General features: G+C 44.5%; 22 protein-coding genes, 5 tRNA genes and 1 riboswitch. Of the genes, 2 read left to right on the top strand and 25 right to left on the bottom strand.

The window, feature by feature from the left end:
• Positions 1–5 precede the first annotated feature (5 nt).
• The 17 genes from QOS07_RS01450 to QOS07_RS01370 form a co-directional block, all read right to left on the bottom strand.
• Positions 6–473, bottom strand: coding sequence for a CtsR family transcriptional regulator (locus tag QOS07_RS01450; protein ID WP_283587231.1), 468 nt, complete (start codon positions 471–473; stop codon positions 6–8).
• Between the two features lie 202 nt (positions 474–675).
• Positions 676–1698 carry an alcohol dehydrogenase AdhP gene (gene adhP / locus QOS07_RS01445; protein WP_283587230.1) on the bottom strand — a complete coding sequence of 341 codons (1023 nt, stop codon included), beginning with the start codon at positions 1696–1698 and terminating at the stop codon, positions 676–678.
• 247 nt (positions 1699–1945) lie between these two features.
• The gene (locus QOS07_RS01440; RefSeq protein WP_283587229.1) at positions 1946–3064 is read right to left on the bottom strand and encodes an MFS transporter; all 1119 of its coding nucleotides are present in this window, start codon (positions 3062–3064) and stop codon (positions 1946–1948) included.
• 168 nt (positions 3065–3232) lie between these two features.
• Positions 3233–3799, bottom strand: a complete 567-nt coding sequence (locus QOS07_RS01435) for a LysR family transcriptional regulator substrate-binding protein (protein WP_283587241.1) — start codon at positions 3797–3799, stop codon at positions 3233–3235.
• A gap of 12 nt (positions 3800–3811) precedes the next feature.
• Positions 3812–4078 carry a LysR family transcriptional regulator gene (locus QOS07_RS01430; RefSeq protein WP_283587228.1) on the bottom strand — a complete coding sequence of 89 codons (267 nt, stop codon included), beginning with the start codon at positions 4076–4078 and terminating at the stop codon, positions 3812–3814.
• An 8-nt stretch (positions 4079–4086) separates the two neighbouring features.
• Positions 4087–4776 carry a matrixin family metalloprotease gene (locus QOS07_RS01425; protein ID WP_283587227.1) on the bottom strand — a complete coding sequence of 230 codons (690 nt, stop codon included), beginning with the start codon at positions 4774–4776 and terminating at the stop codon, positions 4087–4089.
• A 299-nt stretch (positions 4777–5075) separates the two neighbouring features.
• Positions 5076–5149: transfer RNA gene (locus QOS07_RS01420), tRNA-Pro, on the bottom strand.
• A 54-nt stretch (positions 5150–5203) separates the two neighbouring features.
• Positions 5204–5277, bottom strand: a tRNA-Arg gene (locus tag QOS07_RS01415).
• Between the two features lie 6 nt (positions 5278–5283).
• Positions 5284–5355: transfer RNA gene (locus tag QOS07_RS01410), tRNA-Gly, on the bottom strand.
• 90 nt (positions 5356–5445) lie between these two features.
• Positions 5446–5527 (bottom strand) — tRNA-Leu (locus tag QOS07_RS01405).
• A gap of 3 nt (positions 5528–5530) precedes the next feature.
• Positions 5531–5603, bottom strand: a tRNA-Val gene (locus QOS07_RS01400).
• A 66-nt stretch (positions 5604–5669) separates the two neighbouring features.
• The gene (locus QOS07_RS01395) at positions 5670–6311 is read right to left on the bottom strand and encodes a deoxynucleoside kinase (RefSeq protein WP_283587226.1); all 642 of its coding nucleotides are present in this window, start codon (positions 6309–6311) and stop codon (positions 5670–5672) included.
• A gap of 103 nt (positions 6312–6414) precedes the next feature.
• The gene (locus QOS07_RS01390; RefSeq protein WP_283587225.1) at positions 6415–7890 is read right to left on the bottom strand and encodes an amino acid permease; all 1476 of its coding nucleotides are present in this window, start codon (positions 7888–7890) and stop codon (positions 6415–6417) included.
• A 105-nt stretch (positions 7891–7995) separates the two neighbouring features.
• Positions 7996–8166: riboswitch (Lysine riboswitch) on the bottom strand.
• Positions 8167–8171: 5 nt separating this feature from the next.
• Positions 8172–8651 carry a GNAT family N-acetyltransferase gene (locus QOS07_RS01385; RefSeq protein WP_283587224.1) on the bottom strand — a complete coding sequence of 160 codons (480 nt, stop codon included), beginning with the start codon at positions 8649–8651 and terminating at the stop codon, positions 8172–8174.
• A 57-nt stretch (positions 8652–8708) separates the two neighbouring features.
• Complete coding sequence (locus QOS07_RS01380) at positions 8709–9383, bottom strand: phosphatase PAP2 family protein (protein WP_283587223.1); 675 nt, start codon at positions 9381–9383, stop codon at positions 8709–8711.
• A 136-nt stretch (positions 9384–9519) separates the two neighbouring features.
• On the bottom strand, positions 9520–9720 hold the full coding sequence (locus tag QOS07_RS01375) for a cold-shock protein (RefSeq protein WP_283587222.1): 201 nt from the start codon (positions 9718–9720) through the stop codon (positions 9520–9522).
• A 154-nt stretch (positions 9721–9874) separates the two neighbouring features.
• Positions 9875–10522 carry a metal-dependent transcriptional regulator gene (locus QOS07_RS01370; protein WP_283587221.1) on the bottom strand — a complete coding sequence of 216 codons (648 nt, stop codon included), beginning with the start codon at positions 10520–10522 and terminating at the stop codon, positions 9875–9877.
• Positions 10523–10716: 194 nt separating this feature from the next.
• On the opposite strand from QOS07_RS01370, the gene QOS07_RS01365 reads away from it, so the two are divergent.
• Entirely contained in the window at positions 10717–11637 is a 921-nt protein-coding gene (locus tag QOS07_RS01365; protein ID WP_283587220.1) for a cation diffusion facilitator family transporter, read from the top strand.
• Positions 11638–11753: 116 nt separating this feature from the next.
• Here the strand turns inward: QOS07_RS01365 and QOS07_RS01360 are convergent, their stop codons facing one another.
• From QOS07_RS01360 to QOS07_RS01350, 3 genes are all read right to left on the bottom strand, one after another.
• The gene (locus tag QOS07_RS01360) at positions 11754–12446 is read right to left on the bottom strand and encodes a VIT1/CCC1 transporter family protein (RefSeq protein ID WP_283587219.1); all 693 of its coding nucleotides are present in this window, start codon (positions 12444–12446) and stop codon (positions 11754–11756) included.
• A gap of 11 nt (positions 12447–12457) precedes the next feature.
• Complete coding sequence (locus QOS07_RS01355; protein ID WP_283587218.1) at positions 12458–13141, bottom strand: VIT1/CCC1 transporter family protein; 684 nt, start codon at positions 13139–13141, stop codon at positions 12458–12460.
• A 181-nt stretch (positions 13142–13322) separates the two neighbouring features.
• Positions 13323–13799: a universal stress protein gene (locus QOS07_RS01350; protein ID WP_283587217.1), complete on the bottom strand. Its 477-nt coding sequence runs from the start codon at positions 13797–13799 to the stop codon at positions 13323–13325.
• Positions 13800–14053: 254 nt separating this feature from the next.
• Here QOS07_RS01350 and QOS07_RS01345 point away from each other — a divergent pair, with 254 nt between their 5' ends.
• Positions 14054–15505 (top strand): C69 family dipeptidase, encoded by a 1452-nt coding sequence (locus QOS07_RS01345; protein ID WP_283587216.1) that lies wholly within the window; start codon positions 14054–14056, stop codon positions 15503–15505.
• 268 nt (positions 15506–15773) lie between these two features.
• Here QOS07_RS01345 and QOS07_RS01340 read toward each other — a convergent pair whose 3' ends face one another.
• From QOS07_RS01340 to QOS07_RS01320, 5 genes are all read right to left on the bottom strand, one after another.
• The gene (locus QOS07_RS01340; RefSeq protein ID WP_283587215.1) at positions 15774–16658 is read right to left on the bottom strand and encodes a sulfite exporter TauE/SafE family protein; all 885 of its coding nucleotides are present in this window, start codon (positions 16656–16658) and stop codon (positions 15774–15776) included.
• Between the two features lie 50 nt (positions 16659–16708).
• Positions 16709–17599: a proline iminopeptidase gene (pepI, locus tag QOS07_RS01335; protein WP_283587214.1), complete on the bottom strand. Its 891-nt coding sequence runs from the start codon at positions 17597–17599 to the stop codon at positions 16709–16711.
• Between the two features lie 12 nt (positions 17600–17611).
• A complete protein-coding gene (locus tag QOS07_RS01330) occupies positions 17612–18802 on the bottom strand; it encodes a CPBP family intramembrane glutamic endopeptidase (protein ID WP_283587213.1) in 1191 nt (396 codons plus the stop codon).
• 198 nt (positions 18803–19000) lie between these two features.
• Positions 19001–20854, bottom strand: coding sequence for a ribonuclease J1 (rnjA, locus tag QOS07_RS01325; RefSeq protein WP_283587212.1), 1854 nt, complete (start codon positions 20852–20854; stop codon positions 19001–19003).
• Between the two features lie 259 nt (positions 20855–21113).
• The gene (locus QOS07_RS01320) at positions 21114–23876 is read right to left on the bottom strand and encodes an NlpC/P60 family protein (RefSeq protein WP_283587211.1); all 2763 of its coding nucleotides are present in this window, start codon (positions 23874–23876) and stop codon (positions 21114–21116) included.
• Between the last annotated feature and the right edge of the window lie 168 nt (positions 23877–24044).

The following is a 24044-nucleotide window of genomic DNA, read 5'->3' as shown; positions in this document are numbered from 1 at the left end:
CCCTTCTAACTTTCATACCGTAACCGGTTCAGTAACGAAATCAATACTCGTGCTCTCAGCCGCGCTTCAACATCCTTGTTACCGACATCCAGTGTTTGCTTAGAAAGGGCCACCAGCATCAGGTCCCCTTCCCGCTGGGTAATAACTTTTTCATCATACAAGGTCTGAACAATTGCAAAAGCGTCGCGTTCACGAATTGAATCACCAATTGTTTGGATTAATGAGTTTAACACGTCGACGTTATCAAGTAAATTAACACGCTCAATCCGGATATAACCACCGCCACCACGTTTACTCTTAACAAGGTAACCGTTTTGAATGGTAAACCGCGTTTTAATCACGTAGTTAATCTGTGATGGGACAACGTCAAAATGATTAGCAATTTCGGAACGACGAATTTCCACTTGAGCGGAGTCACCAAGGATTTCTTTCAAGTAAGCTTCAATTATATCTGAAATACTTTTATTTTCCATGATTCACCCTCCGTTGTCTGACTAATCTTGACCATTATTCTACCATAATTTGCTTAATTTGCCTATTCACAAGCATTGGATGCAAGTGAGAAATGTCTTGCCTACCGCACGACACGAAGCCAACGACCGCTAACCGTCCTTAAAAAAGAAAGAGACTGAGTTTATTCCCAGTCTCTTCTAAATTATTTATTTGAAAACGAAATTACTTTTCAAGAGAGAAGTCAACAACGTTCCGACCAACAACCTTGTTCTCCTTCAATTCTTGAATCATGTCATTGATTTCTGAAAGCTTCCGGGTGTGAACGATTGGGTGAACCTTACCTTCAGCACCGAATTGGAAACATTCAGCCAGGTCTTGACGAGTACCAACTAATGAACCAGCAACGATGATACCATCAAGAACAGTCTTAGCAATGTTAAGCTTCATGTCACCTTGTGGAAGAGCAACGGCAACTAACTTACCATCTGGACGAAGTGAGTTAACAGCTTGGTCAAAGGCAGCAGTAGTAACAGCAGTAACAACTGCGGCGTGAACACCGCCAACCTTTTCTTGGATTTGTTCGTCAACGTTGTCATCGTGACGGTTGATGCAAATTTCAGCACCATTTTCCTTAGCAGCTTGCAGCTTGTCAGGGTTACCATCAACGGCGATAACGTGAGCGCCAAATACGTTGTGAGCAAATTGGATACCGAGGTTACCAAGACCACCAGCACCAACAATTGATACCCATTGACCAGGCTTGATGTCAGCAACCTTCAAAGCCTTGTACATCGTAACACCGGCACAAGTCAGTGAAGTTGCTTCTACAGGGTCAAGGCCTTCTGGAACCTTAACAGCGTAGTCAGCAGGAACGATACATTGTTCAGCCATTGCACCGTCAGCAGTGTAACCAGCGTTCAGAACGTTCCGGCAAAGAGTTTCACGACCAGTCAGGCAGTATTCACAGTGGCCACAGCCCTTGAAGAACCAAGCTATTGATACCCGGTCCCCGACCTTCAAGCTGGTAACGCCAGGAGCAACCTTTGATACACGGCCGACACCTTCGTGACCAATGATACGGCCAGGCTTCTTACCGAAGTCACCGGCAGCACAGTGCAGGTCAGTGTGACAAAGACCACAGTATTCCATGTCAACCAGAGCTTCACCTGGCTTTAAGTCACGAAGCTTTACATCCTTAACAGTAACGTATCCATCAACTGGATCATTGATAACAGCAGCTTTCATATGCTAAGATCTCCTTCTCAAAAGACATGTTATTTTTTTCACAATTCTTACTATAACAGACGAGTTTCTTTTTTTAAACCCTTCTTTTGAAGATTTTGTGAAATAATCGCAAACCAATCTTGCTTTCATACCGCCAAGTGTACCGCTATCACGGCAAACAAAGGTCTAAACCAATTATTGATTTTCATTTGGTGCCCTTTTAGGTATTTACTAACTAAAAATAACAAGATTGCGAAAGAAGTCACAATTATTTTTTGTCCGCTGATAATTTCAAAGGGGCTCCCTGCAAATAATAGTTAACTGCTGCGAGTAATAAAAAGGCGATTGCAGCTGACGTTACACCAGTCCACTTGTAAAGTGCCCACGCATTGATGCCAACTAACGTCCCAATTGACCCGCCAAAGAAATACGAAAACATAAAGATTGAGTTGTTGCGACTATTTGTTTGCCGGTTAAGCGACTGAACAATTGCCTGGTTGGTCACCTGGCTGAACTGGGTGCTCAAATCTAGAATTACTGCCCCCACCATTAAGAGGTATAAGTTGCGAGTAAATACCCAGAATACTATGTAGGCCACTAATGCTAGGCACCAGCTAATCTTAATATTGCAACGCGGTGAATAACGGTTAACCATTCGACCGATGGAAGGTGCAGCAAAAATTGCCACAATTCCTAACAACCCCATTCCACCTGCAACTGCACTTCCGTAACCGAAACGATCTGCCAGCAGGAATGACAACGTTGACCAGAAAAGATTTGCCAACCCAAATAGGCAAAAGCCATTCACTGCCGCGCCACGAAGGTAACGATATTGGCGAATGAGCTGGGGAATTGATGCTAGGACACCCAAATGGTGCGGCTTGTTAGCCAGGTGGCGGGGGTCGTTAGGAACAATCCGGTGAATTAAAATAAGCAGCAATAAATTAACAGCTGCGGCAAAAAGGTAAACGGCCTGCCATCCTAAGTGTGCCGCTATCACCCCGCTAAATGTCCGTGCAAATAGGATTCCCGTTAACATACCGCTAATCATCGTTCCCAAGATTGGTGCCTGTTTACCTACCGGGGTTAAGTAAGCAATATAGGGGATAATAATTTGGCCACCGACTGAGGTTAAGCCAATTACTACCGAAGCAACTCCAAACATCAACGCATTCCGCGACAGTGCGGCAAGGCTAAGGCCAATAATTGAAGCAACTTCCATCCATTGCAGGAAATAATAGCGGTTGTAAGCATCCCCTAACGGAACCACTAGTAGTAATCCAAGTGCGTAACTAACCTGGGTTAACATTGCAATCACTGCAATTTGATTTGGTGCAACATTAAAACTCGCCGTTAAGGTCTTTTCAATTGGCTGAATATAGAACATGCTAGCGACAATAATTCCCACGCATGTAGCAAAAAAAGGCGACCTGACCCTTTGAAAATTCAATGTAGTTATCGTTCATCCGTTATCCACCTCTCCTCAGTGAATAGCGTACTTCAACCCTGCTTCATGCAGAAGTGCCATCTTGGCCTACTCCCCAGTGAATTATTTTCATACTAAGGCAGCGGAAACTTTTTCTAGCACTGACTGTTCACGAGCAAACGCCGTAATAACCCGCTGTGGGAAATCCGTCAACGTGGTACCGACTAAACCAGTACTAGTGGTGGTAAGATGGTGAACCATCCCGGCTGGCAAGATAGTGACAAAGTCAGAATTACGGATTATTTCAACCATGGTTGCTGTATAATCAACCATTTTAAATTTGGCAAAACGCGTGCGGTACTTTAATAGCTGGCGGCTAACCGGGCAGTATTCAGGCGCCAGCACTAGCTTTTGACCAAACAAATCGTGGAAAGTACATGAATCCTGGCTCGGCAAATGGCGGCTCGTACCAGCAAGCACCATCATCTTTTCAGTCGCTAATTGCTGTTGAACGTACTCACCCCTTATTTGCTGCTCGAGTGAGTTGTTAACAATGATCAAGTCTAATTCACCATTGTTGAAGAGTTCTACTAATTTAACTCCCTCGTTAGCAACTTTTAATTGCCTTAGTTCATCAAAGTGTTTTGTAAAAAAGTGGGGATAGCAGTAGGCAGCAATATTGTCAAAGACCCCAATCCGCAGATCGCCTCACTTGACAGGAGAATCACTCTTTAATTTTTCAAAGTCCGCAATTAATTGCTGGGCGCGCCGTTTGAAAGAGCTCCCTGCTACCGTTAGTTCTACCCCGTGGGCCGTTCTGGCAAAAAGAGTCAGCCCAAACTTTTCTTCCAGCTGGCGGATTTTCTTGCTAATTGTTGATTGGTCAACGTAAAGGTAGTCACTGGCACGACTGAAACTTTTCAGTTTGCACACTACTAAAAAGGTTCGCAGTAATTCAAAATTAAAGTTATCCATTTTTACTCCTACTCCGTCACATTATAAAGTTGCCGAATGGTCCGCCGGTCAAGCTTAGTAATTCCCGTCTTTACGTTCCGTGGAATCATTACGCTATGCATATATTCAGGTGCATGTGCTAACCCCAGTGCGTGACCTAATTCGTGCTCGGCAACTTCAGTTCTAAACTGACGACTTGTGTAGTCTAAGTGTGTAGCATCAAGGGTTGAGCGGGCTTGAATCAGTGAATGGGTATCAGGATTGTACTGCGTACTGGTTGAACCTAGTTGCGCAGTTGAATAACCGACCGGAGTTGAGTCATTATTTGATAATGAACCATCACGGGCAATAATATCAGCCTGATCTTCGTTTCTTACCCACTTGAGATGCACGGCTCCTGTTTTATTCCAAGCACGAACTGCACCACGGAAGGCGACTTGCAAGGCATGGTCGTTGGTATCCATGTAAATTTTGACATTACGGGTTGGCCATCGAACCCCCTCAGTTGGCGTCGGCGTCTTGGTAGGTAAATACAGGTGACGTTTGGCAGCACGCATTGCTTGTGGTGAATTATCATCCGTAAAGACCTGGCCGCCATCATTGGACGTGCTAAATGCTGAGGGGGTTGACACAGTCGGCAGTTCATCGGCACTCACTGCTGCAACACTAACGGCTATCCCAGACAGGAAACCGAGAAGTAGAAATAATAACTGTCTCATTTTTTCACTTCCTTTACCAGATTAGTTTGTTGCTAATATTCTCATTTAATCAATGTTTAGTATACCCACTTTTAATTAAACAAACTGGTATACCTACTAAATAGTAATTTTCATTGATTGTCAAAAAAACAATAATTAACCATAACTTTGGCGGTTGCAAAGATGGATTACACACAAGTGGCCGGAGTGAGGAAAGAACAATCGGCAAGTTCGTTTTCTGGGACAAGTCGAACCAACAATATTAAATAAAAAGATCACTGTTACAAAAAGGATTGCAACAGTGATCTTTTTCTATTTAGTCGGAAATACAAGATTTGAACTTGCGACCTCTGCGTCCCGAACGCAGCGCTCTACCAAACTGAGCTAATTTCCGAAAAAATAAGCGTCACAACTATCCTCCAAGAATAACTGTCACGCTTAAAACTTATGCACCCAGAAGGAGTCGAACCTTCAACCTTCTGATTCGTAGTCAGACACTCTATCCAATTGCGCTATGGGTGCAAGAAAAGCGGAAGACGGGATTCGAACCCGCGACCCCCACCATGGCAAGGTGATGTTCTACCACTGAACTACTTCCGCATATCTGCTAGCTATTTAATTGCTATCAACGATTATTAATATTACCTGATCTGTCGCTGAATGTCAACAACTTTTTTCAAATAATATTAATGCGGATGAAGGGACTTGAACCCTTACATCAAAAGATACAAGATCCTAAATCTTGCGCGTCTGCCAATTCCGCCACATCCGCATATGGAGGATACAGGGCTCGAACCTGTGACCCTCTGCTTGTAAGGCAGATGCTCTCCCAACTGAGCTAATCCTCCAAAAATGAACTGTCTTAAATAAGCCAGCTCAATTAATATATCATCTATCCCAAACATTGTCAAACTTTATTTTAAATTTAGTTCAACCAGCTTTTGATCAATCATCTTCAGAACTTCTTGAGCAGCTGCTGGGTCCTCTACAAAGTCGTACTCATCCCCATTGATCAGCATCTTTGGGCTTTCATCATACTGCTCATACCAGTCATGGTAACGTTCATTAAGGTTTTTGTAATAACTGTAAAGCGAGGGATCGTTGGCTAACTGCTCGTAAGACCGTCCCCGCTTCTTGATCCGCTTTAGCATCGTATCAAAGGAAACCTGGATGGTAATCAGCAAGTTTGGTGCCTTCTGGTGTGGTTGTTCCGGCAATTCCTCCATCATGTTAGCAAGCAGTGAGCTATAAATATCAGATTCAGTTTCGGTTGCCCGTCCCATATCGGCGTTTAGCTTAAATAACAAGGCATCTTCAAAGATTGACCGGTCAAGGACATTCAGGTCATTATCGTAAGAAGCCTTAATTTCATCAATCCGCTTGTTTAAGAAATAAATCTGCAGTAAGAAGCCATACTTCTTCGGGTTCTTATAAAAGAGTGGCAAGATCTTGTTGTCATCAACTGACTCATAAAAAGCCTTACTGTGCAAATGGTCGGCTAGCAGTTGAGTCAAACTGGTTTTCCCCGCGCCAATTGTTCCTGCTAAAGCAATCATATTTTCTCCCTTTCCTTTTCCGTTCTAAAAATGCAACGAATATTATTCTAACATTTAAAAACTAAATGGCCACTCATAAAAGTGACCAATTTAGTTTATTTAATTAACCTTCGTATTTTTCTCCCTTAGTGCTCTTGCTAAGGTCCACTTCCTTCAGCGGGATAACGTGTGTCCGGTACCGAATCTTGTAGTAGAAGAACAGGATTAAGAACAGTGGCACACTCATATAGGTAATGAGGACGTTTGCCCAGTCCATCTTGGCAAACGCATCCACATTTTGACCACAGATAACAACCACACAAAGAATAAAGGCAAAGATTGGGCCAAATGGGTATAACGTTGCGTGGTACTTTAATTCACTAACTGAGTGACCCTGGGCAATGTAAGCACGACGGAAGCGGAAGTGCGAAATGGCAATTCCTAGCCAGGCAATAAAGCCACAAAGCCCTGACGCATCAGTCAAGTAAACATATGCCTTTGGAACCACGAACTGGGTAGCAAATGCCAATGTTGAAACGAGCATCGTCATCAGCAGGGAATAAATAGGGATTCCCCGCCGGTTAACATACCCTAGGAAACGCCAAGCATAGCCTTCACGCGCCTGTGAATACAGCATCCGGGTTGATGCGTAAAGTCCTGAGTTTGCCGCAGAGATAACCGCCGTCAGGATAACCGCGTTCATTACGCTGGCCGCAACTGCTAAGCCTGCCCGCTTAAAGATAATTGTGAATGGACTCATGGTAATGTTTTGCACATCAGAGTTCATCAAGTTCTTGTTAGTGTACGGAAGAACACAGGCAATTACAAAGATTGCAAAAATGTAGAATAACAGGATCCGCCAGAAGGTTGAGTGGATCGCCTTTGAAATCGACTTTTCAGGCGTTGCGGCTTCACCAGCAGTAATCCCAATCATTTCGGTCCCCTGGAAGGAGAAACCAGCAACCAGGAAGACGCTAATGATGGCTGGAACCCCACCAACAAACGGAGCCTTCTTGTAGTGGAAGTTGCTAAAGCCAACCGGCTTGCCGCCCATAATTCCAAGAATAATTGCAACACCAACAACTAAGAAGACAATAACAGTAACAACCTTGATCAAGGCTAGCCAGTATTCAGTTTCACCATAGGAACGAACTGACAGGTAGTTAATCAGGAAAATCAAAATAAGCACAATCGTACTGAAAACCCAGCTTGGTACATGTGGCAACCAGAAGTTCATCACGATTCCGGCACTAGTAACGTCAACCGGGATCGTAATCGCCCAGTTAAACCAATAATTCCACCCCATTGCAAAGCCCAGTGCTGGGTCAACAAACTTGGTTGAATAGGCCGAAAAGGAACCGGTTAGTGGCATGTACGTGGCCATTTCCCCCAGACTAGTCATCAGGAAGAAAACCATAATTCCCATAATTACGTATGCTGTCAGTGCACCACCAGGCCCGGCAGTTGAAATTGCTGAACCAGAAGTGATAAACAGACCGGTACCAATTGTTCCCCCAAGGGCAATCATTGTTAGGTGGCGGGTCTCAAGGGTTCGCTTAATATGCCCTACAGACTGCTGACCATTTGCATTTTCTGCCATAAAGAATCAATCCTCCAAATTGTTTTTTGAAGAGGGTAAATAAAAAAGCCTTCCAACGGGTTGGCCCCATTAGAAGACTCACTTAACTTCTTAATTAATGAATCAATCTTAGGAAGCGCTCCGCATAATGCGACAGTCCACCGCCTATTAAACGATGGCCCAACGAAAAGCAGTAATAAGACTGCCCCGTTTCGGCAACCTTCCCTTTCACCACCGGTCCAGCGCTTATTCGCCTCACGATGGTTACTAATAAAGGATGCAACCTCTTCTTTTTCTCAATATTATACTCTCTTTACTTCACCGTGCAAGCCAGCTTTTTGCCAAATTAGGCGGCTACCTTGTTGTCTGACAAGGCTGAAACCGTTTTTTTGTAAAACACGTTGAGAGCGCAAATTATTTTGATCGGTGGCCGCAGCAACTGATTGCGGTAGCTTACTCAGTACACCTGCAACCGCTTCGGTCATTATCCCCTGCCCCCAACTTTCTTGTTGGAGCAAGTAGCCAATTTCAAGTTGGCCAGGTAGATCCGATGCTGCCTGGTCAAGCAGGATTAACCCAATTAACTTTTGCGGTGACTTTAACTGGTAAATCCCCATAAACCGAACTGATTGCAACAGCAAATTAATTTCAAAGCTGGTGACTGGTTGGGTTGAAAAGGTCAGGTGCGCCTGCTTTAGCAACAGCTGGTCGGCCAGTAACGATGCAACCTGCCCGTCATCGTTTTTGATTCGTTTAATTAAAAGGTGGTTCGTCTTAATCATATTTATTCCCCGGGAAATAAAATTGAGGTACAGCATCACTGCTATACCCCAAAGTAATTAAATGTAAGAACTTGATAGGAACGGTACTCGCTGTAGGCGTGGCGCCCAGGCAACGTACAACCATTCTGCAACTTGCAACCATGCATAGGCAAGCAGCATTGCACTAATAGTATCAAATGGCCAGTGTGCATAAAGGTAAACCCGTGAAATGGCCAGGAAGAAAATCACAAAGACAATCAAGATCTGGCAGATTGTCCGGATCGACCGCCGTTGGATTAACGGTAGCACAATCAACAGGATAATTGCCGCCACCAGGAAGATTCCTAACGTATGGCCACTTGGGAAACTATAACCATCATCAGCTGCCAAGTGTTGTGCCGGACGGGCCCGCTTTACAATGTGCTTAGCAATCTCACCAAGCACATCACCACCGAGGATTGTGCCAATTGCCCATAAAGCAGGAATTTGGAAATGCTTTAGCCACAAAACCACTGCAATGATGAATACCCACAGCAGGTCCATCTTAGGACTAGCCAGGAATGACAGTAGGGTCATCAGGGCATGGAACCAGCCAGCCCCTTCTAAGCGTTGGCTAGTAAACAGTGATTGCAAAACCGCGTCCATCATTGTTACTACTGACGAGTTAAACTTGATCAGCAGTAATAAAATAATGAAGAAACCACCACTGAGCAGGAAGCGCCGCATCCGGTGGCTATCACGTTCAATAAACATAATTCAATTCTCCTATTTCAAGATTCAACAATTGGTTTGAGTATACCACAAGTCCAGTTAAGGCTGCAGAGCTTTTAAATTAAAAAGCGGGACCGATGTCTGACAAAGCGTCAAACATTGATCCCGCTTAGGAAAATTATTCTTTAACGACATTTGCGGCCTGTAAGCCCCGGTCGCTTTCTTCAACATCGAAGCGAACCTTTTGACCTTCTTCAAGGCTCTTGAAGCCATCGCCTTGGATTGCGGAGAAGTGGACGAATACATCGTCACCTTCATCACGAGAAATAAAGCCATAGCCCTTGTCGTTGTTAAACCACTTAACAGTTCCTTGTTCCATTAGTAGAACCCTCCTGTGCTCCTGCACAAATAAAATTTGTAATTAATCTGGTGAAAATTGGGATCCGGTTTACTTAAATGAAACAATCAAACCAACCGCACTTAAAAAACTACAAAGCCCAGTATAGCATAAAAAGTTTAATTAACCTAACAACTTATTTAATAAAAATATTGTGGGCAGCCTTATATGAAACGTTAATTTCCTGGTCGTCTCCTGGCTTTTTAATTACAATTGGCCCCTCAAATGGTTCGTGCCGAATTACTTGCACCTGGTCATCAGGACGGAGATTCAATTCTTCCAGGTAGGTTAATAATTCATGATTATCAAGGAACCGTTCTAGTTCAACGGTCTCACCATCGTTTGCCTCTGCCAGTAACCGGTGACTAACATCGGGGAACGCACCCTTAGATGACGGGATTACTCCGCCATGGGGACAATGGTCCGGGTGTCCTAAGAATTCATCAAGTGCACTAGCCAGCCGGTCACTGGTCTGGTGTTCAAGTACTTCTGCCTCTGGGTGCACATCCGCAAAGTTGTAATTAAGCTTATCAACCAGGAACGTTTCCCATAACCGGTGCTTTCGTACTAATTCCGCCGCATATTTTTGGCCCTTTTCTGTCAATGAAATCCCGGCGTAAGGCTCGTGAACAACCAGCCCTTCGTCAGCCAACTTGGAAATCATTTCGGTAACGGAGCCAGCGGCGATGCCTAAACCTAATGAAATCTCCTTATTGGAAACTTTCTTATGACTGCCGCCGAGCTCAAAAATAATTTTCAAGTAATCTTCCTTCATTGGAGTCAATCTAGTTCACCTCGTGTTAAATATTTGGCCTACGAACGGTCACAACATTAAATCTCCATATTGAATATATTACGATTATAGCATAATATTAAACTGTCTAGTTTGGATAGCCTAACTTTTTCGTTAGTTATGCTTATTCATTTTAATACAACCTACTAAAAAATTGCAATTCTTATGCGGAGGAGCAAACTATCATGAATGAAAAAATTACGGGGCAGCGTTTTTTAGCCGTCACCCTGCTTAATGTTTTAATTACCGTGGTTGAAATTATTGGTGGGCTACTTTCTGGTAGTCTGGCCCTTCTCTCGGATGCTTTCCATAATATGGGCGATTCATTTTCGATCATCCTCGGTTACTTTGCACAGCAATTGGGTGGAAGGTCTGAAAACCGGAAAAACACGTACGGATACCGGCGGGCAGAAATTTTATCCGCCCTTACCAACAGCTTCATTCTCTTGATCATCGCTGTGTTCTTAATCGGTGAAGCAATTCAGCGGTTGGGGCACCCACAGCACATTAATGGCCGGATTATGATGGTTGTCGCAATTGTTGGGCTTATTGCCAACTTTGCTTCGGCAGCCCTCCTCCATGCCGGCAGCCATGACAGCCTCAACGTCAAGGCAACTTACCTACACGTCTTGAGCGACGCTCTATCATCCGTGGCAGTAATAATCGGCGGAATTATTCTTACCTTTGTTAACGTTCCGTGGCTAGACCCCGTTTTAACGATTGCCGTCGCTATCTATATTGCCTACGAAGCACTGCCGATCATTAACCAAACAATCAAGATCCTGATGCAGTCCGCACCTAACCTTGATTACGACGCGATTGCCGACGACCTTAAGCAGGTCAAAGGCGTCGATGATGTCCACCACGTTCACGCCTGGATGATTGATGAACACCACATTATTTTCTCCGCCCATTTAAACTGTGACGACTTAAAATTAAGTCAGGTTGAGAAAATTTACCGGCAAGTTGAAAAAATTCTTCGTGATAAGTACGGTATCTGCCATATTACACTCCAGGCTGAATGTACCCGTGGTCGCAACGAAGAACTATTTAATACCCCGGTCGATGAGCAGAATATGATTAGAGATCATAGGAAAAATAATTGAGCTGCGATAAGAATGAATCAAAAGTAAAAGGTCCAGAATCCGGCCAAGTGCCGAACTCTGGACCTTTATTTATACTCGTTAGGAGCTTAAAAGCTATCCACTTTTATGAATAATTGCTAGAACAGCTTACCAACACCATAGTGGATGGTAATCGTAATTAGACCAATAATAATGTTCCGGATAACCGCAATCTTGACCAAACCGTTTCCGAGCTTTGAACTAATAAACCCAGTTAGTGCACTGGTAAACGCAACCGCTAAGATAACGGCATACCACTTATAAGCTTCTGATGCAAGGGTCATTGCCATCAGTGGGAATATTCCACCAGCTGCCGCTGAAAATAGTGACGAAAAGGCAGCATCCCATGGATTTAGGTAGTGGCCCAGTTCAATATCATATTTAACCCGGACAACGGTTGCTAAAGGCTTCTTATTCAACAAATCCTTAGCAATCGCCATCGAGGTTTCAGGGGTAACCCCCTTGCTGACGTAATAATCCTTAACGGCTTCCAATTCACCTTCAAAGTCCGTTTTTAGCAGGTGTTCTTCATGAGCAACCGCCGACTTTTCAGTATCCTTTTGGGTTGAAACAGAAGCATATTCACCAGAAGCCATTGAAAAGGCACAAGCAAGTAAGTCGGACAGACCGGCAATAAAAATAGTAAACCGGTCAGTCGTCGCTGCCGCAACTGAAACAAGGACACCAACAACCGTTAGGATACCATCATTTGAACCTAGTACCCCCGCACGAAGGGTGTTTAGCTTTTCTTCCATTGTCTGCTTTTGCCGCTTTTTTGTCTTTTGCATCATTTGTCATCCCCTTAGTGCGCAAATAATTGACCGATTACAAAGGTAACGCCCATCGTCAGAAGACCAGCCGCTGCATTTCTTAGCATTGACTTAACCCGGTTAGACTTACCCAAAACAGCCGCAAAGTAACCAGTGATCAAAAGGGCAATTAAAACCGCAATCATGGTTGCCAAAATTCGATTTTCTGCTGGTGCCATTGTTACCGCCACCATTGGCAGGATTGACCCGGTTGGGAATGAAATAAATGAAGCAATCGCAGCCGCATATGGACTCGTAAAGTCATTAGGGTTAAAACCATACCGTTCCTGAACCGCAGTCCCTAATGAGTCCTTTTTCATCAGTTCACTAGTTGCTTGGTGGGCGAGCTGAGGGTCAATATCCTGTGCCTCATACTTTTTTTGCACATAGTTAAATTCCTGTTGGTACTGGTCCGACAACCGCTGGCGCTCACTAATCAATGCCATCTTTTGTGAGTCCTTTTGTGTCGAAACCGAAACGTATTCCCCCATACACATTGAAATCATCCCGGCCAGACTACCGGATAAGCCAGAAATTAAAATTGAGTAGGCATTGCTAGTCGCAGCGGCCACCCCAATAACGATCCCAGCAACAGAGATAATGCCATCATTGGCCCCCATTACACTAGCCCGCAAGACATTGACCTTTTGTGCTAGTGACATTTTTTTCTTGGCCATTACTATTCCTCCCTTGTGCTAGTTTAGAATCATTATAACATCATAGAAACCATATTCAAGGATTTATTCGTTGCTTAAACTTCCTATTTAGAATCATTAAAAATATTTACTAGATGTAAAAAGCGATAGTCATCAATGACTATCGCTTTGATACTAGTGAAACTAAGTGTTAGCACCAATTTTATTCATAAGTTTGAACTGCAGTGGTCCGGATGCAGAATACTGAAGTACCGGCATGGCGGGTCATGTATGCCGCCTGTGAACCAACTGCCTTCCGGTTACCCCACTTACCAATGGAACCAATAATCAGCAGGTCTGGTTGGAAAGCAGGAATTACGTGGTTGCAAATTCGTTCTGCTGGACGTTCACCACGGTCAACAATCGCGGTGATTTTCTTTGGGTCAACACCGTAATCAATTGCGGCTTGAACGTATTCATTGACTCGCTTTCTTAATTCGTCCTCACTACTGTGAACGTAATCCTTATCGAGAATTTGGTAAACATTAATGTCACCTGTTTCCAAAACGGAAACAATTCCTAATTCAGAGCCGTCACGCTTTGCCTTATCAACAGCGTAAGAAAAGGCTGCGCGGGCATCTGGTGCATCGTCGACACCAACGAGGATCTTCTTGAACTTCTTTGGCTTAATTTCGAACATTAGTATTCCCCTCTCTAGGTTCTATTAACGGTTAAAGTATGCCATCCCGTTAACTTTCACTAACTATGTTACTACTAATCTTTGATTTGTAAATAATAAATTTTGGCTATCCTAAAATAAAAGTCTGATTTTTAAGATTTAATCTTTTTCGTCGATAATACTTTTATAATGTAATTAAAGCGCAACCAATTCAATAAGTGTTATCATTAAGCTAACGTTAATTGTTGTTTATTTATGGAGAGGAACGGTGACTTATGAATAAAAAGAAGACAAGCTGTACCGCGATTTTAGTTGGTAAGAACGCCACGATTGACGGCTCAACAATTATTGCACGGGACGAAGACGGGTACGATGGCATTAACCCAATTACTTTTAAGTTTTTCCCTGCTAAGGATTACACGGGTGAACATTATGTTTCGTCATATAATGGCTTAGAAGTTGACCTGTCTGGAAAGGGCTGTCGCTTCACGGCAACTCCAGCTGGTGTAGATAAGAAGGACGGCACGCTCGAGAGTGGCCGGTGGGATGAACAAGGAATCAACGAATACAACGTTGCAATGAGTTCAACCGAAACAGAAACAACCAACCCACGGGTATTAGGACATGATCCACTCGTTGAAAATGGGGTTAACGAAGACTCAATGCTCTACCTGGTATTACCATTTATCAAGTCTGCCCGTGAAGGTGTCAAGCGCCTTGGCCACTTGATTGAAAAGTATGGTACTGGTGAGACCAACGGGATTGCCTTTAGCGACCATGATGAGGTTTGGTACCTTGAAACTGCTGGTGGCCACCAGTGGGTTGCTCAACGGATTCCAGACGATGCTTATGCCATTGCGCCAAACAACATGTGCATTCAGGAAATTGAATTTGATGATCCTGATAACTTCATGTACGCTAACGGTATTCGTGAATTTGTTGAAAAGTACCACCTCAACCCTTATCCGGGCAAGTTCAACTTCCGGAAGATTTTTGCAACTGAAGATGAAGCTGATGCATACTACAACACACCACGGACATGGTACGGCCAAAAGTTGTTCAACCCTTCAATCGAACAAGAACCAACCAGTCAGGATATGCCATTTATCCGGCGGCCGGAAAAGAAGATCGCGGTTGAAGATGTAGAATACTTTCTTTCATCACACTACAACCAAACTCCATACGACCCAATGGGTTCCTACTCCTCTGGCACCCCTGATGAAATGAAACGGTTCCGTTCAATCGCCCTTGACCGGAACCAAAGCTCTTGCATCATGCAGATTCGTAATGATGTTCCTGCAGAGTACGCTGCTATCCAGTGGATCAACTTTGGTTTCCACTGCTACAGCCCATACGTTCCATTCTTTACCAACATCAACGACACCCCTGCTAATTACGCCTACGCACCAGAAACGGCTGAAACCGACAAGAGTGCTTACTGGATGTACAAGTTGCTTGAAGTAATCGTTGAACCACGCTACCACGAATTTATCAACGAGGTTAACGCCTTCCGTGATAACTGCCAAAGCTACGCGGTTAGCCGGGTTGACGCAATCACGGCTGGCGCTAAGGGCAAGAGTGGCGACGAATTGATTAACTACCTTACCGCTGAAAATGATAAGTCCGCTGCCCACACTACTGCTGAGGCTAAGAAGTTACTCAATAGCCTGATCCATCAAGCATTGCTTAACTCTAAGTTCCAGTTTGAGCGCGGTGATAACTTATAATTTGATACCTACTTTAAAGTTCAAAAGGAGCTGTGACACAACCCCGGTTAGGGCCTGCGACACGCAGTTAGCCTATTTGGTATGGCTAGCATAGGACGATCGTTAGCACGGAACGGGCTAGCGATTGTCCGTAGCTAGACACTAAGGCCCTGGGTTGTGGCACGCGATATCTCTGCAATATTTGGAGCTAAAACAAGGGCTCGTGACAAAACCGATTTTTGTCACGAGCCCTTGTTAGTTTCGATAATACACACAGTGCAGGAAACTTCTAGTCCATCTTAAACTTCTTACTACCTTCAATTAACATTAAGACAGAAGTATAAATCATTACCGCCACTACTAACCACATTAAGAAGGTTAAGTTTAATGACTTAACGAAGGTTACTGCAATGTAGACACCAAGGCAGCCAAAAAGTGAAATTGAAATTGCCGGTGTCCGGGCATACTCGTCCTTCTTGATAAATTCAGTTGATGCAATTGGCATCGTTGCGGCACAAGAGGACATCATGATTGGGAATGCAACAATTGGGTTCATCCCCAACAGGTAGACCAGTGCCATGCATGGTGCATACATCCCAATTCCGGCAGACATTAAGGCACCAAGAACCATATTCATTACGCAGGCAACTACCAGGCGCCATCCGTTGAACCCGGTAGCAGTGTTATTGGCACCCAGCTTAGTAATTACGCCGGTAGCGGAAAGAATCATTAATACCGCCGTAATTGCTAGTGCGATCCCGACGACAATTTCAATCTTCTTTTCGTCCAGACGGGAGACAATTTTGGAGCCACCGAAGGAACCAATCATTGCGGCAACAATCATCAGCAGTAAGGTGGTCCCATCCACTTTAAAGTTGCCGATGTAAAGGAAGGCCTCAGTTAAAACTGGAAGTGCACAGGCAACGTTCAGTGTTCCTGGCAAGATCTTATCATTTTTCAATGACTTAGTAAGCTTTAACAGCATCGTGGTCGGCGCATATGAACCAATTCCTAATGAGTCACAGAAGTTGGTAGCAAAGCCAATTGCACCAGTAACGAAAAAGTTGCTATCCTTAAGGCGGTGGCGGTTCACAATTAAGTCATGGCCAAGGAAAATAATTTGGTAAACGGTCAATACTCCTAAAAAGATAATTACGATTAGTTCAGCGTTCATATCCATATCTCCTAATTCAGTTCTCTTCAAGTACTGACCGTCACCGCTATTTAATCATGCGCATTTAGCCAGTCGATCAGTACTTGTTCATAGTGTGCACGTTGCTCAACGAAGGACATGTGCCGGCAACCTTCGAACAGCTCCCACGCCGCATTGGGTAACCGGTCATACATTGCCTTGGCAACGTATGGTGTACAAAGATCATCAGTCCCACTAGTTATTAGCACTGGAATATTAACCTCCTTGAGTTGATCTAAGTAGTCAAAGTCATGGAGGTTCCCCAGCGGGTTATACTCGTTAGGGCCCCAGGCTGTTAAGTAGGCCTGCGTTCCAGCCCTCTTGGGTCGGCGCAGGGGCTCGGGGTCAGCGGGTGAAACAGGTGCACTACAATGCAGTGCCATGAAATGAGCGTTAGCTTGCTGGTATGCTGGATCAGTAAAATTACCACTAGCTTCCGCCTGCTGGATTGCCTTTTGCTCATCGTCCGGCATAAATTTAATCAGGCGGTGCAATTCCTTACTCCACAACCATGATGCGGGCAAGGTGCTGGCAAAGATTCCTGACAAGACGCCAGTTGGCTGCTGGTCACACAAGTACATTATTTCTAGCATCCCACCCCATGATTGACCAAGGAGGTGGACCCGGTCCAAGCCGAGGTATGAGCGAACAGCTGCTAGCTCTTTAAGCCACGTTTCGGCCTGGTAAATTTGCCCTGCCTGATCATCTGGTTGTGACGATTTGCCACAGCCAATCTGATCATACATTACTAATTGACGGTGGTCGCGTTCAGCTATATCATCTAGGACTTCAAAATAGTTATGGGTAGAACCTGGTCCACCATGAAGTAAAAGTAAGGGAGCCTTTTCGCTTGCTTCCCCAACAACCCGGTAGTAAGTCCGGTATTTGCCAAATGGTACGTAACCTTCCTTAATCTGTGGCATTGTTAACACTCCTTAATACTGAATCTGAAAATCAAAGTGCTGCTTTGCACCGGTTAACCGTGCAACGTGACGGTCCATCACTTTCCGGCGTTGACCAACCATCATCCAGGCAGTGATTAAACCGAAAATAACCAGTTCAACTAATACCGCAATCCATTCGGTAAGCCCGACATGGCTGTTTGCCATCGTAGCAGTACCGGTCGCCAAGAAGCTGAGCCAGTCAAACAGGCCGTGCATTACCATTGCTAACCATAACTGTCCGGTATAGACATAGACGACCGCAAAGAAAAGTCCAATTCCGATGACGGCTACTGCTTGGTATATTGTTACCTCCCAGCCTTGCTCGGCGGCATTAGTTAAGTGCATTAAGCCAAACAAGATACTGCTCGTGACCAGTGCGTACGGGAGCCGTTGCCGATAATTACGCCAAGCATAGAAGAGGATCCCTAAAATGGCAAAGCGGAATAATGTTTCCTCCGCTACCGCCGCCTCAAATGCCGTCAGCGTTAATTGCCAGTTGACCTTCGAAAAACTAGGCACCCCGCCAACATTAAGAAAAGTCATTGCCAAGTCAATCACCACAAGGCCCAGCAGAATCCACCAATTGAAATCACCACTCCAATGCGGCTTTAGTCCGGGCCAGGATAGTTTCCACGCCCGCATTACGGTTACAATTAAGGCAAAGTAAGCCAATGCACCAACCGCGCCCGTAGAAAGAGCTAATAAGAGCAAGCGGCTAGTGATCAGGTTATCTGGAAACGCAACGAGGGGCGTAAAAACAACTTGAAATGTCGCTACTGCAAAGATGAAGCGCTCGATACTGGAATGCAATTGTCCACCAATTACACTTGCAAAGGGTGCGAACATCACAACATAGTAAATAATCATTAGGGAAACCACACCCCGTGATGGTAGACGGAGCAAAGTAATAATTTCCCGGGTAATAACGTCCCAGGCCACCACCAAAATAAGTGGCTGTAAAATTCCCTGGAGCCAGGCATTAAGACGACGAACAATTGCTGGCAGCTTTGGCAACAATTCAATTGTTAGACCAATTGCTAAGATAATTACCGGAGCAAGGAGAACAGTTACAACATGCTGTCGTCCCATATTAAAGTTACGGACCATCATTGCCGCAAGGACAAGGAGGGTCGCGCCAATCTGAACCCGATACCAGATCTTTAAATAATCTCTCCCGGTCATATAGGTTCCTTCCCTTCTACTAGTTTGTTGAAAAATAATTGCTATTATTGATAATACCAGAGTTTCCGCTTCGTTTTAAGAAAAAATTACGGATATAAAAAAGGAGCACGACAGAATTCAATGACGATTCCTGCAGTGCTCCCTTTTTATGTTAGTTGAGCTAGGGTTAGTAAAGGTTTTCCCTAAGCTTCATTTACATTATTCTTTAACCGGTTCAGCCTTCTTACTTTCCTTCTTTGGGTGGTTGGCTGAATGTTCTTTCTTCTTGTTGTTTTGTGCTTGACCGTGTTTCTCATTATTGTTTTTACGGTGGTTATTATGGTTAGGGTGCCGGTAATGGTGATTTTCAGCCCGATTATTACCGTTTAGGATGGTAATCATTGGGATAATTACTGGGCGCCGACCAGTCCGTTCAAAAAGCAGCTTTTGCAAACGGCTAACAATTGTCCGATTCAAAGCCCGCTGGTCAACATGCTTATGGTTCTTAAAGGTATTCAAGATTGCCCAGAAGACTTCGTGGTTAGCAGCCTTGATTAATTCTTGTGATTCATGCATGTAAACAAAACCACGTGAAACGATATCCGGCCCGGCCACAATTTGGTAATCTTTCAGGTCAACAACCGCGATTGCCGTAACTACCCCTTCTTCAGAAAGGAGGCGCCGTTCACGAATTTCAGGGTTACCAACTGTATCACCGGCATCACGACCGTCAATGTAGACGTCGCTAACACTATCAATGTGGTCAGCCAGCCGGCAAGAGTCCTTTGTCAAAGCAAGCACGTCACCATTTGCCAGAATGAAGCTATTCTCCCGTGGCACACCGGTCATTTCAGCTAACTTAGTGTGGATCTTTTGCATCCGGTATTCACCGTGGACTGGTGCAAAGAACTTTGGCTTCATCAGGCGGAGCATAAATTCTTCATCAATCTGGCCACCGTGACCGGACGTGTGGATGTTGTTGACGTAACCATGAATAACGTTGGCCCCATCTTCTTCCAACTTGTTAATCAAGGCGTTAACACTGGTTGTATTACCCGGAATTGGGTTACTCGAGAAGACCACCGTGTCGCCAGGTTGAATGCTGATTTGCCGGTGGGTACCGTTAGCAATCCGGCTCAACGCTGCCATTGGTTCACCCTGGGAACCAGTACACATAATCAGTACCTTCTCTGGTGGGTAATTGTTAATTTCATTTTGGTCAATTAGGGAATCTTCCGGAATATTAAGGTAGCCGAGCTCCTGCCCCGCTGCAATGGCATTTTCCATGCTTCGGCCAAAGACCGCGATCTTGCGTCCTTGGGCAATTGCCGCGTCAGAAGCTTCACGCAGACGATATACATTTGAGGCAAAGGAAGCGAAGATAATCCGTCCCTTAATCCGTTCAAAGATCCGCCGAATGTGAATATCAACCCACCGTTCGGACTTGGTAAATTGTGGCCGTTCAGCGTTCGTACTATCGGAAGTGAGGAGGAGGACGCCCTCATCACCTAGCTTAGCCATCTGCTGAAGGTTTGGACCCGGTAAGCCACCAACTGGCGTCAGGTCAAACTTAAAGTCACCAGTTTGAATAATCGTTCCTTGTGGTGTGTGGACAGCAACCCCTAAAGTATCAGGGATCGAGTGGGTTGTCCGGAAGAAGCTAACCCATAACTTCTTGAAGTGAACTTCATCAAATTCATTAATTTCGTGAAGCTCAGCGTTCCGTAGCAGGTGCTTTTCTTCCAACTTCCCCTTAATCAAGGACATTGCAAATGGGCCCGCGTAGATTGGCACATTAACTTTTTGCAAGAAGAATGGCAAGCCACCAATGTGGTCTTCGTGACCGTGGGTGATAAAGATTCCCTTGATCTTATCCTTATTTTCGACCAAGTAATCATAATTTTGAATAACGTAATCAACACCTAGAAGTTCGTCTTCCGGGAAGAGAACCCCACAGTCAATGATGATGATTTCGTCTTGGAATTGCACACAGTACATATTTTTACCAATTTCGCCAAGGCCCCCCATGGCATAAAAGGCAACTTCATTATTCTTAATCTTTAGCTTTGACATAATACCTTTCTTTCCTTTTAGATTTAGATTTTTTATTAAACGTTACTGTCATAACGGAAAAATAAGTAAGCCAAAAGAGCCGCTTTGGGTAACAAGGTCGGCATTAAGTATTCTTTTAGCTAATTACTATCATTTAAAATCCGTACGTAAAAACTAAATTTATTTTACCACATCTAACAAGGGGAAGGTAGTAAATGACTGTTGCAAAATAAAAAAGCAACTTACAGTTACTCGCTGTAAATCGCTTTTTAAATCTAAATTAAGCAAATACCCGCCGAATACCGGCAACAACATTCCGTTGGCCGTTAACAATTGGTTGAACCATAACACATGGTGGCCAACTTTCGATAACCGTATTTGGATCAAGCAAGATGGCAACGTGCCAAATAATCCGGGTACCTGGTTGGTAGTAGAAGACAAGGTCCCCACGTTGACGATCATTCCAACCGATATTTTGGAAGTGTGGGTCAACAAAGAGGTTCCGTGAGTTCCATTCATTGCCTGGATAACCATGGTGGGTAGAACTAACCGTCGTTGGGTTAATACCGGCACCATACAGTGCTTGCATTACTAACCCAGAACAGTCAACACCCCATGCTGGCGCTGATGAACAACCAGCCCACCATGGCTTGCCCATGTACTGGTAAGCGGTGTTAATCATTGCATCAATCCGTTGTTGACGGGTAGCACCTGGGTTAGTCAGCGTTGGTGAAACGTAACTATCAATTCCGTACCACAGGTCATCAGAGTAGCCAAGTGCCCGCCACGTTGGCAGGTCAACCCAACCAGTAGCTGGCAGGCCATGTTGCCGTTGAATGTTCATAATGGCATAGGCATCACCAGTCGTGTATTGGTTATGGATGTTAGCATCACCTAATTTACTCTTAACAAACCAGGTCTTAACCCCTTCGTAACCAGGGCCGAGGTTATGCCCAACTTCTTGTGGGTTAGCCTGGATCTGGCTGTATTGGATTTGGTACATCCAACCTGGGTTTTGGTAAGTATTCAGGTAACGGTTGTTCATCGTGTATTGACTGTAGACGCCTTCACCGTCAGCCTGGTTACTATAACGACTGAGGATTCCAAAGGCGTGGTTAGCAATACTTTGGTCGACCGTAAAGGACGTACTGAAGCGTGCTTGGTTGTAGTTAAGGAAGTTGCCATGACTAGCAGCTAAGTCGCCACTTTCTTGGTTCGTAACCTCATGCCGGCTTACTTCACGACCAGTAGTGTAGTCAAATAGGAGGATTACATGGTGGGTCAGGCCCATCGTTGAATTAGCAGTGTGCCAACCGGCAACATTGATTGTGTTCCCTGATTGACTCAGGTTATCGAGCCACCCGTCTTGCGCATTCAAATCAATTTGGTTGTTAAACCAGTAGTCAGAGGTAGCCGTACCATAGTCTTCATTATTAGAATTGCTGTAACGACTTACCACTGTCAATGTGTGGTTAAGCATTTCAGGGGTCAGGTCAAAAGTAGTGGTAAAGCGTGCTTTATTCGAGTTTAAAATATGGGTTGCGTTTTGCACGTCAGGGCTTGCCGTTACTGGCACAAGCTTATGTGCAACTTCCCGGTTAGCAGTTTTATCAAATAAAATGATGAAGTGCCCTGGCATATATGCGGAGGCATCGTCAGCGTGCCAACCAGCAACGGTAATCTTCTTAGTATTAGGGTCCAAGGAGAAGTTATCCAAGAAGGCCTGTTGGTTAACACTGAGATTCAAGGTGTTGCCATAGTAAAGGTCAGAATAATAACCAGCATCGTTATCGTGGCCCTGTTGAGCATAACGACTAATAACCGTCAATTGGTGACCGATCATTTCGGGCGTAACGGCAAAGCGAGCCTGAAAACGACTCTGGTCAGAATTACTGATGTTTCCATATGCACGAGCAACATCGGGACTAGCGGTAGTTGCTTGTGTTTGCCGAGCAACTTCGTGGTTAGTAGTCTTGTCAAATAAGATCAGTTCATGAACGGGTTCAGCAACTGAATTATCATTTGCATTCCAACCACTAACAACAACTTGGTTCTTTGCCCGGTCAAGGTAGAAGTTGTCCAGGTAACCGGCATTGCCGTTGTTATTCAGCTTCAACACATTGTTAAACCAGTAATCAGAATATTGATCATTTTCCTGGCCAGGAGCGGAATAACGGCTGATAACGACAAATTCATCGCCCATCATGTTAGGGGTGATGTCAAAGCTAGTACTAAAGCGAGCATTCTCTGCGTTTGCAACATTGGCATAGCCGTTCTTCGTTAAGTCTGAACTAGCGGTATTCTTTACGCCAGTGACCCGTTGAACTTCCCGGTTCTTAGTCCGGTCGAAAAGAATAATGGTGTGTTCAGTCTTTGAAGCAGCCTGGTCATCAACATGCCAGCCAGCGACGTCAATCTTGGTACCGTCAACCTTGAAGGTATCAAGCCAACCAGCCTTGGTAGTAATAGTCGGGAACCAGAAGTCACTACCGCCAGCTGGATTACCATTTTGGTCATTGGTGTAACGGGAAACAATCCGCAATGAACTAGCGTTAGCCAGCTTAGCAGTTGGGACATCAACCGTGAATCCACCCGAAATTGGTGCCTTAGGGTAGACCCGCTCTACGTCAGGACGGTTAACCGTAGTTACCTCATTACGGTAAAGTTCGTGACCATTACCATCTAATACAATGGCAAAATGGTGCATCCCTTCCCGGTACTGGTTAGTTGCATGCCAGCCGGAAAATTCAACGTTGCCTTCGCTAGTAACGCTTGCACTATCCAGGTTACCAGCATTCACCGGTGTCTGATAATCTACTTGCGGTTGGGTAGCTTGTTGATCACCAGTTGTCGTTGAAGAAGTGGTTTGCTGGTTATTAGTAACCTGCGTTGTCTGGTCTGCACTACCTGTCGTCGTGGTAGTATCAGCAGAAGCGCTAGTTGAAATGGCGGTTAAACCTGCGGCAACTGCAACTGTTGCAATTGCCATCGTGCACCACTTTTTGCCAGCTTTAAAAAGCTTAAAGTGTTTTTTCTCTTCCATGTTTCTCCCCCTTGGTATAACTCCAAAAAAATAATCAATAAAACTTTACGGTTGTTATTTTACTAGCATTTAACCTGCTATTCTACACTGAACCAGCAATTAATTATGATAGAAAGTAAATGACAAGAAATAACTAACGGGTTCCAAGTACCTACTTTAAAAAAGCTA

Source organism: Limosilactobacillus viscerum, from assembly GCF_947387525.1.
In the GTDB taxonomy this organism is placed as follows: Bacteria; Bacillota; Bacilli; order Lactobacillales; family Lactobacillaceae; genus Limosilactobacillus; species Limosilactobacillus viscerum.
Note: the sequence above shows the minus strand (reverse complement) of the source record. Positions and strands in the feature narration are given on the sequence as shown.

Bases quoted from the DNA above. Each gene is read 5' to 3' on its own strand.
- QOS07_RS01450 (WP_283587231.1), bottom strand. From the start codon at position 473: ATGGAAAATAAAAGTATTTCAGATATAATTGAAGCTTACTTGAAAGAA.
- adhP (WP_283587230.1), bottom strand. From the start codon at position 1,698: ATGAAAGCTGCTGTTATCAATGATCCAGTTGATGGATACGTTACTGTT.
- QOS07_RS01440 (WP_283587229.1), bottom strand. From the start codon at position 3,064: ATGTTCTATATTCAGCCAATTGAAAAGACCTTAACGGCGAGTTTTAAT.
- QOS07_RS01430 (WP_283587228.1), bottom strand. From the start codon at position 4,078: ATGGATAACTTTAATTTTGAATTACTGCGAACCTTTTTAGTAGTGTGC.
- QOS07_RS01425 (WP_283587227.1), bottom strand. From the start codon at position 4,776: ATGAGACAGTTATTATTTCTACTTCTCGGTTTCCTGTCTGGGATAGCC.
- QOS07_RS01395 (WP_283587226.1), bottom strand. From the start codon at position 6,311: ATGATTGCTTTAGCAGGAACAATTGGCGCGGGGAAAACCAGTTTGACT.
- QOS07_RS01390 (WP_283587225.1), bottom strand. From the start codon at position 7,890: ATGGCAGAAAATGCAAATGGTCAGCAGTCTGTAGGGCATATTAAGCGA.
- QOS07_RS01385 (WP_283587224.1), bottom strand. From the start codon at position 8,651: ATGATTAAGACGAACCACCTTTTAATTAAACGAATCAAAAACGATGAC.
- QOS07_RS01380 (WP_283587223.1), bottom strand. From the start codon at position 9,383: ATGTTTATTGAACGTGATAGCCACCGGATGCGGCGCTTCCTGCTCAGT.
- QOS07_RS01375 (WP_283587222.1), bottom strand. From the start codon at position 9,720: ATGGAACAAGGAACTGTTAAGTGGTTTAACAACGACAAGGGCTATGGC.
- QOS07_RS01365 (WP_283587220.1), top strand. From the start codon at position 10,717: ATGAATGAAAAAATTACGGGGCAGCGTTTTTTAGCCGTCACCCTGCTT.
- QOS07_RS01360 (WP_283587219.1), bottom strand. From the start codon at position 12,446: ATGATGCAAAAGACAAAAAAGCGGCAAAAGCAGACAATGGAAGAAAAG.
- QOS07_RS01355 (WP_283587218.1), bottom strand. From the start codon at position 13,141: ATGGCCAAGAAAAAAATGTCACTAGCACAAAAGGTCAATGTCTTGCGG.
- QOS07_RS01350 (WP_283587217.1), bottom strand. From the start codon at position 13,799: ATGTTCGAAATTAAGCCAAAGAAGTTCAAGAAGATCCTCGTTGGTGTC.
- QOS07_RS01345 (WP_283587216.1), top strand. From the start codon at position 14,054: ATGAATAAAAAGAAGACAAGCTGTACCGCGATTTTAGTTGGTAAGAAC.
- QOS07_RS01340 (WP_283587215.1), bottom strand. From the start codon at position 16,658: ATGAACGCTGAACTAATCGTAATTATCTTTTTAGGAGTATTGACCGTT.
- pepI (WP_283587214.1), bottom strand. From the start codon at position 17,599: ATGCCACAGATTAAGGAAGGTTACGTACCATTTGGCAAATACCGGACT.
- QOS07_RS01330 (WP_283587213.1), bottom strand. From the start codon at position 18,802: ATGACCGGGAGAGATTATTTAAAGATCTGGTATCGGGTTCAGATTGGC.
- rnjA (WP_283587212.1), bottom strand. From the start codon at position 20,854: ATGTCAAAGCTAAAGATTAAGAATAATGAAGTTGCCTTTTATGCCATG.
- QOS07_RS01320 (WP_283587211.1), bottom strand. From the start codon at position 23,876: ATGGAAGAGAAAAAACACTTTAAGCTTTTTAAAGCTGGCAAAAAGTGG.